Source organism: Halomonas sp. HL-93 (assembly GCF_900086985.1).
GTDB lineage: Bacteria > Pseudomonadota > Gammaproteobacteria > Pseudomonadales > Halomonadaceae > Vreelandella.
Window position 1 is genome coordinate 1,114,667 of sequence record NZ_LT593974.1, and the last position, 17,138, is coordinate 1,131,804.

Genomic DNA, 17,138 nt, shown 5'->3' on the forward strand with positions numbered 1-17,138 from the left:
AAGAATGTGACAGCAACATCGTTGCTGAGCGAGCTTTTAAGATAGCGTGTTCGCTCAAAGCTGCAATGTAATAGACGCAGATTTTGGGCGCCGGTAAAAGGAACGCTTGGTGAGCCAAGGTGTCGTAGTTGTCGGTGTTAGCAAGCGCCAGTCATAAGTCATAACCATTCGATTAGGAGATAACGGTGAAGAAACATTCCATTCGCGATAATGCACTGCAGGCACAGCTGCGAACGCCGATGTTTAAAATGCAGCAGCAAACGCCGAAAAAAGGCAAAGGCAGCTACTCCCGTAAAGGGCGCAATTCCCTTAAAAGCCACAAGGTCCTGAGGGGGTATCGCCAAGTCGCTTGAGCCATGCATTGACGCTAGGCGATTTGGCTATATCTCCGTCATTCCTTTTAATTCCTTTACACCCTCAAGTAAGACGCCCCGGCCACTTCCTGTGGCCGGGGCGTTGGCTATGCCAGTCTACTCCCGCAGTGTGGACATTTTTCGTGGGCGTCGCGGGTTTCAGCCTGATGGCGCTGGTTGCGCTGGCTTGTTTCCTCTACCCCATGAATGGATACCAGTTGACCCTGTTCCCAGCGTAAGCCGATATCTTTCAACAGGTGGGGGTCATGAAAACGCAGGTCTTCATAAAGACGACGCTGCGTGCGCGAGTGCTTGATGGCGTTGAGTAGTTTGCGGGCAATCGTTATTACTGCCATGGGGTCGGTCTCCTGGGTTAGGAGGCCGGGCAACATCGCGATCAGGGAGTATCAAAGGTAACGATAAAACGCATGGCCGCGACACCTGCCGCGGCCAGTTTCTCTCTCTACATCGCTGGCGCGCGACAACAATAGGCTGATACCGCATTATTCATAATGCGATGTAGCTTATTCATTCGTGTCGCGGGGATTTGCCAGCGCATGTGAGGTCTCTGAGAACGTCTTGTTAACAAAAGATAAGAGCTGCCTTTAAAAGACAACTCTTATCTTATAACTGATGCTCATGAGAGCGTCAAATTTAGTTAGCTACTTGTAACCTGCCGCCTGAAGTCGAAACAGCTTCGCATAGCGGCCGTCTGCCGCGAGCAATTCCTCGTGGGTGCCGCGTTCGATGATGTGGCCCTGATCGATCACCAGAATGAGATCGGCGCTGCGCACGGTGGAGAAGCGGTGGGAGATCAGAATCGCCATCTTGTCGCGGCTGTGCTCGCGGAAGCGGGCGAAGACCGCGGCCTCCGCGGCGGCATCCATGGCGGCGGTGGGTTCATCCAGCACGATGATGTCGGCGTTCTCGCGCATGTAGGCGCGGGAAAGGGCGATTTTCTGCCACTGGCCACCGGAGAGTTCCTGGCCGTTCTTGAACCAACGACCCAACTGTGTCTGGTAGCCGCTGGCCATGGCGCTGATGAAATCATCCGCCATGCCGTGCCGAGCGGCTTGCTGCCAGCGCTGCTCATCCTCATAGGCATGGGTGTCGCCGACGCCCAGATTTTCACCCACCTGTAACTGGTAACGCACAAAGTCCTGGAAAATAACGCCGGTACGTTCGCGTAGCGCCTGGGTGCTCCAGTCGCGCAAATCGCTGCCGTCGAGCAATATCCGTCCTTCGGTGGGGTGATAGAGCCGCGTCAACAGTTTGATCAAGGTCGTTTTACCCGAGCCGTTTTCACCTACCAGCGCCAAACTCTGCCCAGGAGACAAGTGCAGGGAAATATCGTGTAAGACCGGCGCACTCCCAGGGTAGGCGAAGCTGACATTCTCAAAGCGCAGGCCGTCGCCGGGCATTACGCCCTGGGTCAGAGTGCCCGGAGCGGTCTCGACTGGCTGCTCCAGATACTCATAAAGGTTGGACAGATAGAGGTTTTCTTCGTACATGCCGCTGATCGCGGTCAGGCTGGCGGAAAGCGCGGCCTGGCCCTGCTTGAAGACCATCAGGTACATGGTCATCTGGCCGAGGGTCAGCGCGCCGGTAATCGCTTCAATCACCACCCAGGCATAAGCCGCGTAAAAGGTGAGCGTGCCAAGCAACCCCAGTACAAAGCCCCAGCTTTCCCGGCGCAGCGTCAGACTACGGTCTTCGGCAAACAGTTGGGTAAAAATATCGCGGTAGCGCTTGAGGAAAAGCTTCTCCAGGCCAAACAGCTTGACCTCTTTTATGCTGTCTTCCCGGGCGAGCACGGTTTCCAGATAAATTTGCATGCGGCTTTGTGGCGAGCGTCGGCGAAACAAGCGAAAGCCATCCCCCGAAAACTTGGCTTCCGACATAAACACCGGCAGGGCACCGGCCACTAAAATCAGCAATGCCCAGGGAGAGAACTGCACCAGTAAGACCCCAAAGCTGCCCAGCGAGATCGCGTTCTGTAATAGCCCAAAGGTTTTATTCACCAGGGCGAGAGGGCGCGTTGAGGCCTCGCGCCGCGCCCGGGTTAGCTGGTCATAGAGCTCGGAATCCTCGAACTGGCTAAGCGACAGCTGGCCTGCCTTCTCCAGGATCATCACATTGACCTTTTGCCCCAGTAGCGCTCGTAGCAACGACTGCTGGGCCGACAGGCCTCGCTGGGCGAGCGCTATAAGCGCAATGATAAGCGCCTCGAAGGCCACCAGTTTGAGCACCGGCGTGATGGACACCAGCAGGTTGGGGTCGGTGGCGGCTTGATGCGTGTCCATCGCATTGACCACGCCATCGACGATCAACTGGCCGACCCAGGCCGCCACGGCGGGCAGCACCCCGGCCACCAGCGTACACAGCGCCAGGCCAAGCATCATCCAGCGCGAGGTCTCCCACACCAGGCCGAGCGCCCGGCGGCTATAGCGGAAGACACCAAAAAAGCTGCTGAGCGGCGATGACGAAGAAGCATCGGGGGACGAGGGTGGCGACATAATAGAACGGGCAATGACCTGGCAGACACGGAGAGCCATGATGCGATGGTTAACCGTGGATAGCCAGTTCAACCCAGCAAAAGCCCGCCATAAGCAGAGAATTAGCCACCCAACCGCCGATTGCCTGCAACGGCAATACGGCGGAGAGGCAGTGTTAGGGGGGAGACATTACCAGGGAAGAACAGCCCCATCGGTGCGTGGCTCGGTGCCGCCTTGGAGCACGCCGGTGCCAGCATCGCGCAGAATGATTTGGCCACGGCCAAAGCTGATGGAATCGGCAACCTTGACGATGTTGTGGCCACGCCGGGCCAGGGCAAGCGCTAAGTGATTGGGGAAGTCGGCTTCGACTTCGATGGTCTTGCCTTGGGTCCACTTCCAGCGTGGCATATCAAGCGCCGCCTGAGGGTTGAGTTGATCCTCCAGCATTGCCGTCACCACTTGCACATGGCCTTGGGGCTGCATGTAGCCGCCCATCACACCAAAGGGCCCAACGGCCTGGTTATCCTTGGTAATAAAGCCCGGGATGATGGTGTGGTAGGTGCGCTTGCCTGGGGCGAGTGCATTCGGGTGCTGCGGGTCGAGTGAGAACGACCAGCCGCGGTTTTGGAGGCTGATGCCGGTCCCAGGTACCACCATGCCAGAGCCAAAACCTTTAAAGTTGCTCTGAATCAGCGACACCATATTGCCGTCGCTGTCGGCCGTCGCGAGATACACGGTGCCACCCTTGATCGGGTTGCCGTGCTTGGGGTCAACGGCCTGTTCACCGATCAACGCGGCACGCGATTTTAAGTAATCATCGTCCAGCATCTGATCAACAGTGGGGCGCATGGCATCCAGATCGGTAACGTGCGCAAAGCCATCAACGTAAGCCAGTTTGGTGGCTTCAATACGACGGTGGAGCGTTTCGACCGGGTCCGATCCTGCTTCGCCCAGACGCTCAAGCATACCCAGCGCTTGCAGCACGATCATGCCGCTGCCGTTGGGAGGGATTTCCCAGATGTCGTGGCCTTTGTATTTCACGCTAATCGGATCGACCCACTCCGGCTGGTAAGCCGCAAGATCTTCCTTGCGTAACAGGCCGCCACTTTCGCGGGAAAACGCATCAATGGCGTCGGCCAGTTCGCCTTTGTAAAACGCGTTGGCGTGGGTGTCAGCAATCGCTTTTAGGCTTTTTGCATGACCTTCAGACCGCCAAAGCTCACCGGGCTGCGGCGCTCTCCCTTCGGGTGCAAAGGTGTCGAACCAGGGTTTAAAGGAGGCGTCTTCATAGGCGGAGTAGTTAGTAAAGGCGTCCTTCCACATTTGATGGATGACGGGAGAAACGGGGAAGCCTTCATCGGCCAAGGCGATGGCCGGGGCTAACAACTCAGCAAACGGCAGCTTGCCGAAGCGCTCAGACAATGCCGCCCATGCAGCGGGAGCACCGGGAACCGTGACAGGCAACATGCCGTGGTTGGGTATCGCGTCATGGCCTAGTGCTTTGAGCTTTTCAATGGTTGCCGCTTGAGGCGCAGGCCCACTGGCATTCAGGCCATGCAGCTTACCGTTTACCCACACAATGGCGAAGGCATCGCTGCCAATCCCGTTGGACGTGGGTTCGACCACCGTCAACGCTGCCGCTGTGGCAATGGCGGCGTCAATGGCATTACCGCCTTGTTGCAAAATAGTGATACCCACCTGCGCCGCCAATGGCTGAGAGGTCGCCACCATGCCACGTTTACCGAACGTTGCCATACGTCGCGAGGCGCTGGGGTAGTAGAGTGCATCGTGTTGCATATCAGAGTCCTTTTAACGATCAAACGTTTTCTTGTTGGGCCGCCTGTTTTAAACGCCGTATCTTTCGATCCTGATAGAGAGAAAACAGGATGGAGGCGATGGCCAGTGCCAAGAAAAGAGCCGAGAGAGGGCGGGTTAAGAATGTTAGCCAGCTGTCATTGAGTTCCAGGGCACGAAATAGCTGCCGCTCAAGGTTTTCGCCAAGTACGACGCCCAGTATCAGCGGTGTAAGAGGCACCTCGGCTTTCCAAAGTAGGTAGCCAATAACGCCAAAAATAAACAGCACCCAAATATCAAACAGGTTGTTATTCAGGGCATAAGCGCCAATGGCACACAGCATTAACACAACGGGAACGAGGATCTGTTGGGGGATCAACGATATCTTGGCGAACCAGCGCACCAGTAGCAGGTTACATAGCACCATGACCACCGCACCAATCAGCAGGCTGGCGTAAATGGCACCCACCAATACCGGGTTTTGTTCAAACATCATCGGCCCCGGCGTAATGCCGTGGAGAATCAGTACGCCCATCATGATCGCCATGGGAAGATCCCCAGGGATGCCGAGTGCCAGTGTGGGGACAAAGGCACCGCCCGCCACCGCGCTGTTGGACGCTTCCGAAGCAACGATGCCGCTAGGCGTACCCGTGCCAAATTCTTCCGGATGACGAGAGAACTTCTTGGCTTGGTCGTAGCTTAAAAAGTTAGCCACCGTGCCGCCAGTACCTGGCAATGCACCGACTAAACTGCCTATTAATGAAGAGCGTAGGGTATTTAGCTTTTGCCCCGCCATGTCCTTGATAATTTGGCCGTAGGGAATGGTGACATTGGTGTCGACTTTTTTAGCGTCGTGACCTTCATCTTTTATTTTTTCAATGTTTCCAAGTAACTGAGAAAAAGCAAAAATACCAATCATGACCGGTAGAATTTCAAACCCTGAACCCAAGGCAGGTAGGCCAAAATCAAAGCGAAGGTTGCTGTTTCGATCATAGCCAACGGTGGTGATCAATAGCCCTATGGCGGCGGCTAGCAGGCCTTTGAGTAGCGCACCATTGGATAGCCCCGCGACCAGCGTTAGCGCGAATACAATCAGCGCGGTGATTTCCCAGGGGCGAAAGTTCATGCTGAAGCTGGCAATTAACGGTCCGAAAAAGACCAGTACCGCCACGCTGATGATGGTGCCGAGAAAGGAAGACGCTACGCCGATACCCAGGGCACGGCCCGGCTCGCCTTTTTGCGCCATGGGGTAGCCGTCATAGACGGTGGTGATAGAGGAAGGCGTGCCGGGAATACCGAGCATGACGCCGGATACGATCCCGCCAGAGTACCCCCCAACAAACACCCCGACCATCAACGACACACCGCTAACGGGGTCCATGGCAAAGGTGAACGGAAACACTACCAGGATCGCCATGGTGACCGTAAAGCCGGGAATGCTGCCGCCGATGATACCGAACAGCACGCCGATAAGTATGAGGCCCAAAACCGATGGTGAGCCCACCTCAGTGAGGGCTTGGAGAAAAAAGTTCGTCATTATTGACTCCACGGATTAGGGCAGCCAGACATTCAGGCCATAGCGGAAAATCACAAATATCGCGATAGCCAAGGTGCAACTGATCGTGAGGTTCATCACCCACTTGCGACGTGTATCAATGCCCATGAGTAGCGCAAAAGAGGTGATAAGAAAGCCTATAGTGGCAGCGATATAGCCCACTAACGGAAGGAGTGCTGCATAAAGTCCAAACAGTATAAAGAGTGCAAGTATGGTACGTCGACGTTGAAACCATTCGTTGATGCGGGTGCCCAGCCCCGCCTGTTCAGGCACTTTTACCAATAGGGAACGCACTAAAATCAATAGTGACAACAGCCCAATCACGACCAATAAAATACGCGGAAAAAGTGCTGACCCATAAGGCTGCCAAGCGGTAGGTGGGCGGATATCACCCGATGCGATCCACATGACCGCAACAATAAGCAATAGCGCCAACGCCAAGGCGCGGTCTTTGGTTAGGGTTAGCATGATAGAAGCCTCCCGGCCTCCCTGGCCTTGAATTAGGGCCAGGGAGGACGTCATCAGTTCTGGAATTCAATGTTTTCAGCGGCGGCTGAAAGGGCGGCTTCGTTGTCTTCAAGGAATTCGTGATAGTCCTCACCGGCAAGAAACTGCACCACAGAACCAAATTCATTTTCGATGCGGCTCTGTACTTCTTCATTTTCCAGTGCTTCGCCGTAGGCTTCGGCGATGGTATCGATGACTTCCTGCGGTGTTCCTTTCGGTGCGAAAATGCCACGGCTGGTGGAGTGATCCATTTCGATGCCCTGTTCACGCAGCGTTTCGACATCGGGCATGCTTTCAAGACGCTCAGGGTGGGCAATGCCTAAAGGTCGGAAGCTGCCATCTTCAAAGTAAGAACCACCAGAAGGCAGATTGAACATGGCGAAGTCGACTTCCTCTGCCATTAAAGCAGACACTTGTTCACCAGTGTCTGGATAGCCGACAAGCCTCACGTCATCCATATCAATGCCGGCTTCCTGGAAAAATTGCGCCCAGAAAAAGTGATCGGTCGAACCGGGAATCATGCTAAAGCGAACGTCGCCTGGGTTCTCGCTCACGTAATCGGCAATTTCGTCAGCACTCTGGACAGGGTGGTCGGAGTGAGCCGTGGGAATATTGATGGTCTGTGTCAGTAGGGCAACGGGTTCAAAGGCGTCGTAGGAATAGTCAACGGTGCCAGCAAGCTTTGAGAGAGCAATGGTATCGTGGCTGCCGAGCACCGTGTAGCCATCTGGGTCGGCATCTTTCACGTCACGAGATCCAAGCGTCGCCCCTGCGCCTGCCATGTTGACGGGGACGATGGACTCGCCCAGCGTTTTTTCCGCTTCCTGGGAAATAAGGCGGAAAATGATGTCCGTGGCGCCGCCAGGTCCGTAAGGAATGATTATGCGGACATCCTGTTCTGGATAGTCAGCGTGAGAAGTGGTGGCAACGGCCATGCTGGACACAAGTCCGATGGCGGTTAGGGTCGAACGTAGAGTAAATTTTGAACGCGTCATTTTGTTACACCTTTATGGTTAAGGTTGGTGTGATGATGGCCGTCGGAGCTTTGACGGCACGGTGAGCGCGTGATCCTTTCCGGGTTTTTGTTTTCTGAGATATGCGGATACCACTTTTTAGCCGAGAAGCAATCCTCCGTAAGCAAGTGCCCCCAATACCACGTAGGCGGGGTGGATATTGAATCTGACCAACGCAAGTGCCGCTATTGCGCCAATGATCAGCGTGTGTGCCGTGCCGCTGGTGTTAATGCTTTCCAGCAAAAAACCAAGCGTTAGCCACCCCATCATCATGGCGATGACCGGGCGAACCCATTGGCTCATGCGTTTGACCCGTGGCGATTCGCGATGGCGGTACAGCAGGCCAAGGGCACCGAGCATTAGCAGTAGGGAAGGAATCACCGTGGCGGCTATGGCAACGAAGGCTCCGCCAAATCCAGCCACTTCGTAGCCGATATAACCGGCCATTTTGGTAGCAATAGGGCTGGGTAGCGCGTTGCCTAACGCTAGCGTTTCGGCAAAAGTTTGTGCCGACATCCAGTCATAACGGCCAACCACTTCGGCTTCAATCAGCGGAATGATCGCCGGCCCGCCGCCATAGCCGATAATGTTAGGAATAAAAAACGCCAAAAAGAGGTCCCAATAAATCATGCTGACCCCTTAATGGGTTTTTCACGCGATGGACGCAGCAAGGCAGTGATCAGGATGGCCCCGATTACCCAGCCAGGGTGCACGCCTAGCCAATAAATGAGCCCGCCCGCCAACATGGCCATAATGACGCTGGCGAGCCAACCTAAAGATGCTCGCGATTTTATAAAGAAATCCCAGGTCAACTGCGCCATCATTACCATAACCACAGGTACCACTGCCTGACCCATGCCGCGAATCCAGGCAACATCGCGGTAATGACTGAAAATGCCTAACATGGCAATCATGGCGACAACCATGGGCAAAATAATGGCTACCAGGGCGGTCACACAGCCAGACACGCCACCAACGCGGTAACCTACGTAACCAGGCAGCTTGGTGGCAATGGGGCCGGGGAGGGTATTGCCGATGGCTAACACATCGGCAAATTCTTCATCGTTTAACCAGCGATGCCGGCTAACCACCTCAGCATGAACGAGCGGAATCATCGCCGGGCCGCCACCAAAGCCTAAAATGCCAATGCGAAAAAATGCCCAAAATAAAGGAGGTAGGTTCATGTGGACGGTTTCCATCGCCAATGTAAACGCAGCATGCGGAGGCCTTTATCGTTTGTCTGTTAAAAAATCGATTATCTTGTATAAAATAGACTATAGGCGAGTATTTCCAAAGGCGTCAACTTCTCCCGCGTAAGACGCGCTCGCTAACACCAAAAAGGACCTTTTATGAATCATCATCTCCAACCGGTCATCAGCACGGCTTCCAGTCGCATTTATGAGACGCTACGCCGTGATTTAGTCGGCGGACGTTTTACCGCGGGCGAGAAATTGGCGATCAACACGCTTAAAGAGCATTACAACGTCGGGTTAAGCCCGTTGCGCGAGGCGTTGAACAAGCTGGCTGCCTACGGGTTGTTGATTCAGGAGAACCAGCGTGGTTTTCGCGTGCCGACGTTATCGAGAAATGAGTTGGATGACATCGCCAATATGCGCTTAGAACTCGAAGGCATGGCCTTTGAGCGCGCCATTCAGCATGGAGATGCAGTATGGGAAGCCGAGTTGCTGGCGGCTGCCCATCGTCTCAAACGAGCGGACTTGTCGCTGGATAAAGGTGAGGAATGGGAAATCTTGCACAGCCAGTTTCACCGCGCGCTCGTGGCCCCCTGTGGCTCGGTTTGGTTGCTGCGCTTCATCGAACAATTACACGACCAGTTTGACCGCTACCGTCGCTTAGGCCCGAAGATGCCCACCGTAAGACAAACGCTCGATGATCAGCACCACGAGCTGGTGGAGCTTGCCTTGCAGCGCGACAGCAAAGCCGCTCGGGCGCTAATGGACGACCATATTCACAAATCCTATCAGGTGGCGCTCAAGCGCTATCAGGAACATGCCTAGGCGGGCGTGTGTAAACTAGGGCGCGACAACCGAGTAGGATGGAGAGCAGGCATGCAAGACGCAGATAACACGGTCATCGCGCGGACGTTGAACTGGGTGAATCACTTTATTGTGGCACATGATATATGCCCGTTTGCACGCCGAGAGTTGGCGTGCGATGCGGTACGCGTTGAAGTGGTGCGTTCTAAAAAAATTGAAGTAGCGCTGGAAGAGTTGATGGTTGAGGTGCACTGGTTAGACGAGCACCCGGAAACAGAAACCACGCTGCTGGTGTTTCCCACGCTATTTAAAAGCTTCGATCACTATCTTGATTTTATTGAGCTCGCCGAAAGCATCCTGATTGACCAGGGATATGAAGGGATCTACCAGCTTGCATCGTTTCATCCGGATTACTGTTTTGAAGACGCTGATGCTGACGATGCTGCTAACTATACCAACCGTTCACCTTATGCCATGGTGCATTTGCTGCGTGAAGAGAGCGTCGAAAAGGCGATTGATTACTATGGCGATACGGCGGCGATTCCCGAGCGCAACGTGGCGCTGCTGAATGGCATGGGTACCGAGGCCGTGGAACAATGTTGGCAACGCAGCTGCCGCGTCGACGATCAAGATTGATGAATCACTCGTTGGTGATTATCTTGAGGGTGGCTGCGCTTGATGCGGATGAGTTTAATGATAGATGCTTAAAGGGCTTTATACATGACGTGGGTATCGACCTTGCCAAGTTGGGCGTGACGGTAGGCGTTAGGCACCGTACCCACAATGGCAAAGCCCAAACGCTGCCAAAGCGCTATTGCCACCTGATTGGTACTGACCACCGCGTTGAACTGCATGGCGCTGAATCCAAGCTTTTGCGCTAGCTGCTGTGAGTGTTCACACATGGCCCGGGCCACGCCTTTCCCGCGAGCCGCGGTGGCCACCATATAGCCGCAGTTACACACATGATTACCTGGCCCTGCAGCATTCGCCTTTAGGTAGTAGGTGCCGAGTATCGTCCCCGTTTCATCTTTGACCGAAAGCGTAGCGCGGGGCGTTTTACACCATAGCTGGTAGGCATCTTCGGCGCTTATATTCGGCTCTATGGCGTAGGTTTCCTGAGCCGCGACAATGCCTTGAAAAGTTGGCCAAAATGTCATGAAGTCATCGTATGTCATCGGGGTGAAGGTGAGCGTAGACATCGTCCTGTTTACCTGGTGATTCGGGTTGGCTCGGCTGCCATGGGCAGCCGTTGGGCAAAAACGAGCGGCAATGGCGTGCTGTTATCGAGCTGCTTCAGCCACAATCTGATAGCTTCTTAGCCGGTCTTGGTGGTCATAGAAATCGCTGTTGATCATCAATTCGTTGGCTCCCGTACGCGCTTGGAAATCCTTTAACTGAGCCTTGACGGTATCGGGGCCGCCGATAATCGCCGCGCCTAAGAATTGCTCTACCTGAGCGCGCTCCATGGGCGTCCAGTCCAACTGCTCCACCGGCGGCAGCGATACCGTGGGTTTGCCGCGTATCAGATTGAGAAACTTCTGCTGAGCCGTGGTCGCCAGATATTCCGCCATGGCATCGCTTTCTGCTGCGATTACCGGCAGCCCCACGGTGGCATAAGGAGCATCCAGGTGGGCGGAGGGCTGGAAGTTATCACGGTACAAGCGCAACGCCTCAAACAAGTAGCCGGGGGCGAACTGGGCGGCAAAGGCAAAGGGCAAACCAAGCTTGGCGGCCAGCTGTGCGCTAAAGCCACTAGAGCCCAGCAGCCAAATCGGCACGTGGGTGCCCTGGCCGGGGACAGCTTTTACCCGCTGGTGAGGTGAAGCCTCGGCCAGATAGCCACGCAGCTCGTTTAACTGGGCCGGAAAATCGTCAACGCCAGCGTGGGCATGGCGGCGCATCGCCTGCATCGTCGCGCCATCTGAGCCGGGCGCACGGCCAAGCCCCAGGTCGATGCGCCCAGGGTAGAGCGTTTCCAGCGTGCCAAACTGTTCGGCTACCACCAGTGGTGGATGGTTGGGTAACATGATGCCGCCACTACCCACGCGAATGCGAGAGGTTTGCCCCGCGATATGGCCAATTAACACCGCTGTCGCGGCACTCGCGATGCCTTCAATGTTGTGGTGCTCGGCCAGCCAATAGCGGTGGTAACCCAACTGTTCGGTTAACTGGGCGAGGGAAACGCTATCTTGGAAGGTTTCAGCAGCGCTACCGCCCTGACGAATCGGGGCGAGGTCCAATACGGATAGCGTGGTAGACGCTAGTTCGCTCATGCATCACCTGTAGAGCCGGAATGTGAGGCGGACTAATAACAAGTCGGCGTTTTCGTGCCGGCTAATTATTAGCACGCTTGTTAATTACCCGTTATGCGGCCAGCAGCGATGAATTACAAGGCGAAGTAGCTACGAAACATGTTATTCCACTGGGGGAGTAGGGCGAATCAGAATTTCGTTGACGTCGACATGGGCAGGCTGTGACAGCGCGTAAATGACCGCATTGGCGATATCGCGGTCTTCCAGCGCATGCTCTGGGGGTTCGTCAAAGAAAGGGGTGTCGACCATGCCAGGTTCAATCAACGTGACGCGCATGCCGGTGCCGCGCAGCTCTTCACGCAGGTTATAGCCGATACCTGTGACGGCCCATTTGGTCGCGCTGTACATGGAGCCCGGAATGGTCGCACGGCCTGCGGCTGAGCCAGTTAACAGCACGTGACCTTTGCTGCGCTTGAGCGCCGGAAGGCACGCCTGGAGGGTCAAGCCCACGCCGTATACATTGGTGAGAATCATGTCTTTCCAGCGTTCATGGTCGGCGCCGCTAAAGCCACCTGGCGTGCCACCACATCCTGCGTTGGCAAACATGGCATCAATCCTGCCAAAGGTTTCCAGCGCTTCGTCGACCATGGCGTGCTGTTCATCCATGTGGGTAACGTCTAGTTCGCAGGTCAGCACATTTTCTGGCCCAAGCTCCTGGGCAAGTGCGGTGAGTTTGTCCGTTGAGCGGGCAGCTAAGACCAGCTTGTAGCCGTCTCTGGCAGCGGCTCGCGCCGTAGCAGCACCGATTCCACTGGAAGCTCCCGTGATAAGTAGTACGCCTTTATGCATCGTTTGCACTCCTTGCGATTAACCATAACTGCTTATTTAGGATGGCTAATCGAGCGAGGTTGTGCAAATAATAAGCCTGCAAACGAAAAGATCAGGGCGTCAATGATCTACTTCTTTGCGTCTTAGCATGGTGGAGAGGTCAAGAATCGACTGCGCCATGTCGGCCATGCTTTTACTCTGGTTCATTGAAGTGGTGCGCAAAAAGCGGTAAGCCTCTTCTTCTGTCATGTTTTGGTGGGCCATGATAAGGCCTTTCGCCCGCTCAATTAGCTTGCGCTCGCGCAGCGCTTTACGGGTGTTTTCCAGCTCGTCGCTCAAGCCCTGCAAACGGCTGGATTGTGCCTGGGTGAGTTCAATGAGCGACCGACCCAATGGTGAGTTAAGCGCACTGGCGGTCAAGTCACCCAAGGGCTCCGTGCTGCTCAACGCTAGCAGTTGCTCGCAAGGCGCTGGGGAAGTAGTGCAGGGTTCCGTTTTGGCTTTTTCCAGTGCGGCGCTGGCTTGATGGATCTTACAATGACACAGTGCGGTGAGCTGAGCGGTGAGGGCATCCTCCACGCTTTTAATGCTGTCGATGCGCAACGTGGTGAGTTCGTACCAAGTTTCACCCAGCGAATCCGGTGTCTCAGGGTGCGTGGTACGTTGGCAGGCAATATCCCGCAAATGGCCAATACCCGAGAGCGTGCGTGGCGACAACTCCTGCTGCCAGTGCTGCTGTGCCTCCGAGGAGGCAAATTCCTCAAAGGTATCAAAGCAACGTTGCTGATCGTTGATTAACTGACTAAGCAGCGCACTATGCGCATCGTCAAAATACCCTTGGGTAAAGCCAAAGGCACCACAGGCGCGTTCCTGGCCGGCTAATTCTTTGCCCTGCATTAGATGGAAAATGGCCACCAGGGCGCGGGTTATATCGGGGTCAACGGCCGTATCGGCGGCTTCGAAGACAATTGCCAGCAAGCCGCTGGTCAGTTGATTGAATGCCTGGGTCGCCGCATCGGGGGTTATCGCAAACGTATCGATGGCGTGGCGCAGCGCGCTAAGCTCATCCAAGGCGGACCATACCGTGGCAATCCGGCGTAGTAGGCGTGCGGCAGCCTGGGGACGGGCTTCCTGGCTTAACGCTTCCAGGCGACGTCGCATCATCGCTTCAGCGTCCTGGCTATGCTGCCGGTAAGTGGCGCGGCGTTCCTTAAAACGGGCGCCATGAGAGACTAAAAAAATAGTCGATGCCCCCCGTTCACGTTGCAACATATGAATAAAGTGGCTGATGTCGCCGACAATTTCACACGTTGTCGCAAGGTGGGTCAGGTTATCGATATCGCAGCGTTTGGCGGTTAACAGTAGCTGTTGAGCTGAAGACATAATGCGATTCCTTTGTGCTCACCGCCATTAGCTGCGCACTTTCAGAGAAAGTGCGCAGTAGGCGCTTTAGCGTAACGATAGGGCACCGGCCCCGGTGTCGTCGCCCACCGCATCCTGGTAGGCGGCTGCCTCTTCGGCTTCTTGTGCATCGCTGAACCGTACCAGCAAGACACATGAGGCCAACGCCAGTACGGCCAAGCCCAGATAAAAGAGGCCTTGTTGATAGGTCAAGCTTTCACTACGAAACAAGAATGCAGCGGATACCGCCCCCACGTTACCCCCCGCACCGACGATGCCAGCGACCGCCCCGAGAGCCTTTTTATTGATGAAGGGGACCACGCCATAGGTAGCGCCTTCAGCCATCTGCACAAACAGGCTAAAGACCAGCATGATCCCAATCGCCCAGCTCAGGATATGCATCTGTGAGAAAGCTAACAACGCGATGCCTTCGCAAATCAGCGCAATAAACAACCAGCGTACGCGACCCTTTAGCCCGCCTTGTTTGGCAAATAAGTCGGAAAATATGCCACCCAGAGTGCGTGCAAAAATATTCATCAAACCAAACAATCCGGCAATCATACCGGCGGTGGCCAGTGTCAGCTCAAAATTATCAAAAAAGTAGATGGCGGCGATATTGTTGATCGTCAGTTCTACGCCAAAACAAAGGCCATACACCACAAACAACGCCCAAACCCGGATATCTTTCGCCGCTGCGGTAAAGCATTGCAGTGCGCCATGCTCGCCGCTGGCAGGCGGGAGTTCACCTCGAGCGCGAAGCTCGTCAAAATTGCCGTTTGGAGCATCCTGGGTAAATAGCCAATAGGCAATACCGGTGAAGAATAGCACTACGCCCGGCACGACCATGGCCAAACGCCAGCCTAGCGCTTCGTTAACACCCAACATTAACATGCCGGAAAAAATCAACGGCATAACGATCTGGGTGGTGCCGCCGCCTAGGTTGCCCCAACCAGCACTGGTGGCGTTAGCCGTGCCAACCACGTTGGGCGCAAACATGATAGAAGTGTGGTATTGGGTGATCACGAACGACGCACCGATGGCGCCGATAGCCAAACGCGCGATGAGAAAGCTTTCAAAGCTATCGGCCAGGCCAATGCCCATCACTGGAATTGAGCCAAGCAAGAGTAAGCCTGAATAGGTTTTACGCGGCCCTAAACGGTCACACAGTACGCCAATTACCAAACGTACAATCACGGTGATCGCGACCGAAGCGATGATGGTGTTGCCGATTTGCGTCTGAGTAAGCGCTAAATCTTCGCGCACCACTGCCATGAGCGGGGCGATACCAAACCAGCCAAAAAAGCACAGGTGGAAAGCAAACCAGGAAAAGTGAAACGCGCGCATTTGCGGCGTAGAGAAATTGAGCAACCGAATGCGGTTGGCTTTATTGCGAATATCCATGGGATGGCCTCACGGGTCTTGTTACGAGTTCAATACCCTGCGCATCAATTGCACAGCGTCATTGGTTAACGAGAACATGCCTTCGCCATTGAAGGTCAGGTTCGACGCACTCGTACCCGGTTGGGCCTGGTCCACGCCTACCACCACTGGTTAGAACGAAGCAAATTTTTTGCCACTAAATAAATTTATTATTTTTATCAGTCATTTATCTTTAACAAAAAGATGGGCGTAAGCTTTTTTACAACGCATATGCTGCATTGTTGGGCATTGTTTAACCCGCAATGACTTATATTGGTGCCGAAGAAGGCGCCGAGTTGTCGTCTAACTAGACATCGTCGATATCCAGCGTGGAGCGCTTCCCTAGCGCGCCAATATTTTCCTCCAGCCAGTGGTCTGCGGCTGCGCGGCCTTGCTCAAATAGGTGGCACAGAAAAGGCCACTCGGCGTTAAGCTTGCTGGATACGGAGAGCTTCTGTAATGCGCCTTCGCCGCTGATGCGGTGAAACAATGCCTGCTGATAGCAATTCTCGATACCTTGGGCATCAAGCACCTGCTTAAGCATAGCGATCATGCGCACTTCTTTAATTAGCGCTGAATTGAAGGTGATTTCGTTGAGTCGATTCATAATGCTCGACGCTGTGGTGGGAATGGTATCGCGTCGAATGGGGTTGATCTGGACAAGCAATATATCCCGCGCGTTACATTCCTCCATCAGTGGAAACAGTGCCGGATTGCCCATATAGCCACCATCCCAATAGGCCTCTCCGTTAATTTCAACGGCCTGGAAAACAAACGGTAGGCAGGCGGAGGCCATGACGGCCTCAAGGCTCATCTCTTGCCGACGAAACACCCGCTGCTTGCCAGTACGTACGTTAGTGGCGGTCACGAAGAGCTTAAGCTGCTCGCATCGGCGCACCCGCTCAAAGTCGATTCGCTCGGCGACAATTTCGCGCAGCGGATTCACATTAAGTGGATTGAATTGATATGGCGAGACCAGGCGGCTCATAAGGTCCATGGCAATATAGCCAGGTGAATGCTCCAGGCTCCAGTTGCCTGTCAACTTATCCAGCGGTGAACGTCGAATAGGACTTGCCATGCCCGCACGGCTAACGGCTTGCCAGAAATCGTGCAACGCCTCTCGGGCGGTTTCTTTGTCGCCCCGCGTAAGCGCGTCGGCCATGACCACACCGTTCATCGCGCCAGCGCTAGTGCCGCTGATGCCCTCTATCTCGACCCGTGAGTCCGCCAGTAAGCGGTCAATGACGCCCCATGTAAAAGCCCCGTGAGAACCTCCGCCCTGTAATGCTAAGTCTAACGATTTGGGTTGAGCCATCGGCTTGCCCCCCGTGTGGTTGGCAGTAAAAGAAATTGCTAAGCGGCTACCAGCATGGCACATCGCAGCAATTAACCGTTACCAAGCAAGCTATTTAGCCCTTAAGCCTCTTAGCGTATCTGGCAAAGTGAGACGGTGTGCGCCCATATAAAATAAAAGCTACCTTTATATTGGTATTGTTCAATAAGCATCTATTTTTAATACAAATA

Annotated in this window: 17 protein-coding genes; 3 read left to right on the plus strand and 14 right to left on the minus strand. The window is 54.7% G+C overall.

Annotation, left to right across the window (positions count from 1 at the left end; genetic code table 11):
- The first annotated feature begins 185 nt into the window (after positions 1 to 185).
- Complete coding sequence (arfA, locus tag GA0071314_RS04985) at positions 186 to 353, plus strand: alternative ribosome rescue factor ArfA (RefSeq protein ID WP_074395598.1); 168 nt, start codon at positions 186 to 188, stop codon at positions 351 to 353.
- Positions 354 to 460: 107 nt separating this feature from the next.
- On the opposite strand, the gene GA0071314_RS04990 is transcribed toward arfA, so the two are convergent.
- From GA0071314_RS04990 to GA0071314_RS05025, 8 genes are all read right to left on the minus strand, one after another.
- Complete coding sequence (locus GA0071314_RS04990) at positions 461 to 709, minus strand: hypothetical protein (RefSeq protein ID WP_074395599.1); 249 nt, start codon at positions 707 to 709, stop codon at positions 461 to 463.
- Between the two features lie 306 nt (positions 710 to 1,015).
- Positions 1,016 to 2,869 carry an ABC transporter ATP-binding protein gene (locus GA0071314_RS04995; protein WP_074398436.1) on the minus strand — a complete coding sequence of 618 codons (1,854 nt, stop codon included), beginning with the start codon at positions 2,867 to 2,869 and terminating at the stop codon, positions 1,016 to 1,018.
- 168 nt (positions 2,870 to 3,037) lie between these two features.
- A complete protein-coding gene (locus GA0071314_RS05000; protein ID WP_074395602.1) occupies positions 3,038 to 4,645 on the minus strand; it encodes a gamma-glutamyltransferase family protein in 1,608 nt (535 codons plus the stop codon).
- Between the two features lie 19 nt (positions 4,646 to 4,664).
- Complete coding sequence (locus GA0071314_RS05005; protein ID WP_074395604.1) at positions 4,665 to 6,179, minus strand: tripartite tricarboxylate transporter permease; 1,515 nt, start codon at positions 6,177 to 6,179, stop codon at positions 4,665 to 4,667.
- A gap of 15 nt (positions 6,180 to 6,194) precedes the next feature.
- Positions 6,195 to 6,665 (minus strand): tripartite tricarboxylate transporter TctB family protein, encoded by a 471-nt coding sequence (locus GA0071314_RS05010; RefSeq protein ID WP_074395608.1) that lies wholly within the window; start codon positions 6,663 to 6,665, stop codon positions 6,195 to 6,197.
- Between the two features lie 53 nt (positions 6,666 to 6,718).
- On the minus strand, positions 6,719 to 7,699 hold the full coding sequence (locus tag GA0071314_RS05015) for a Bug family tripartite tricarboxylate transporter substrate binding protein (protein WP_231896515.1): 981 nt from the start codon (positions 7,697 to 7,699) through the stop codon (positions 6,719 to 6,721).
- Between the two features lie 117 nt (positions 7,700 to 7,816).
- Positions 7,817 to 8,347: a chromate transporter gene (locus tag GA0071314_RS05020; protein ID WP_074395611.1), complete on the minus strand. Its 531-nt coding sequence runs from the start codon at positions 8,345 to 8,347 to the stop codon at positions 7,817 to 7,819.
- Complete coding sequence (locus GA0071314_RS05025; protein WP_074395613.1) at positions 8,344 to 8,901, minus strand: chromate transporter; 558 nt, start codon at positions 8,899 to 8,901, stop codon at positions 8,344 to 8,346. The genes GA0071314_RS05020 and GA0071314_RS05025 overlap by 4 nt, the downstream gene beginning before the upstream one ends.
- A 165-nt stretch (positions 8,902 to 9,066) precedes the next feature.
- Between GA0071314_RS05025 and GA0071314_RS05030 the strand changes: the two genes are divergently transcribed.
- Both GA0071314_RS05030 and GA0071314_RS05035 read left to right on the plus strand, forming a co-directional pair.
- Positions 9,067 to 9,735 carry a GntR family transcriptional regulator gene (locus GA0071314_RS05030; RefSeq protein ID WP_074395616.1) on the plus strand — a complete coding sequence of 223 codons (669 nt, stop codon included), beginning with the start codon at positions 9,067 to 9,069 and terminating at the stop codon, positions 9,733 to 9,735.
- Between the two features lie 51 nt (positions 9,736 to 9,786).
- Positions 9,787 to 10,350, plus strand: a complete 564-nt coding sequence (locus GA0071314_RS05035; protein WP_074395619.1) for a DUF1415 domain-containing protein — start codon at positions 9,787 to 9,789, stop codon at positions 10,348 to 10,350.
- A gap of 68 nt (positions 10,351 to 10,418) precedes the next feature.
- Here the strand turns inward: GA0071314_RS05035 and GA0071314_RS05040 are convergent, their stop codons facing one another.
- The 6 genes from GA0071314_RS05040 to GA0071314_RS05065 form a co-directional block, all read right to left on the minus strand.
- A complete protein-coding gene (locus GA0071314_RS05040; RefSeq protein ID WP_074395623.1) occupies positions 10,419 to 10,913 on the minus strand; it encodes a GNAT family N-acetyltransferase in 495 nt (164 codons plus the stop codon).
- Between the two features lie 81 nt (positions 10,914 to 10,994).
- Positions 10,995 to 11,987, minus strand: coding sequence for an LLM class flavin-dependent oxidoreductase (locus tag GA0071314_RS05045; protein ID WP_074395627.1), 993 nt, complete (start codon positions 11,985 to 11,987; stop codon positions 10,995 to 10,997).
- Between the two features lie 141 nt (positions 11,988 to 12,128).
- Positions 12,129 to 12,815 (minus strand): SDR family oxidoreductase, encoded by a 687-nt coding sequence (locus GA0071314_RS05050; protein ID WP_074395633.1) that lies wholly within the window; start codon positions 12,813 to 12,815, stop codon positions 12,129 to 12,131.
- A 99-nt stretch (positions 12,816 to 12,914) separates the two neighbouring features.
- A complete protein-coding gene (locus GA0071314_RS05055) occupies positions 12,915 to 14,177 on the minus strand; it encodes a nitrate regulatory protein (RefSeq protein WP_074395634.1) in 1,263 nt (420 codons plus the stop codon).
- 66 nt (positions 14,178 to 14,243) lie between these two features.
- Positions 14,244 to 15,596, minus strand: coding sequence for a NarK family nitrate/nitrite MFS transporter (locus GA0071314_RS05060; RefSeq protein ID WP_074395635.1), 1,353 nt, complete (start codon positions 15,594 to 15,596; stop codon positions 14,244 to 14,246).
- Between the two features lie 325 nt (positions 15,597 to 15,921).
- Complete coding sequence (locus GA0071314_RS05065) at positions 15,922 to 16,929, minus strand: patatin-like phospholipase family protein (protein ID WP_074395636.1); 1,008 nt, start codon at positions 16,927 to 16,929, stop codon at positions 15,922 to 15,924.
- Positions 16,930 to 17,138 lie beyond the last annotated feature (209 nt).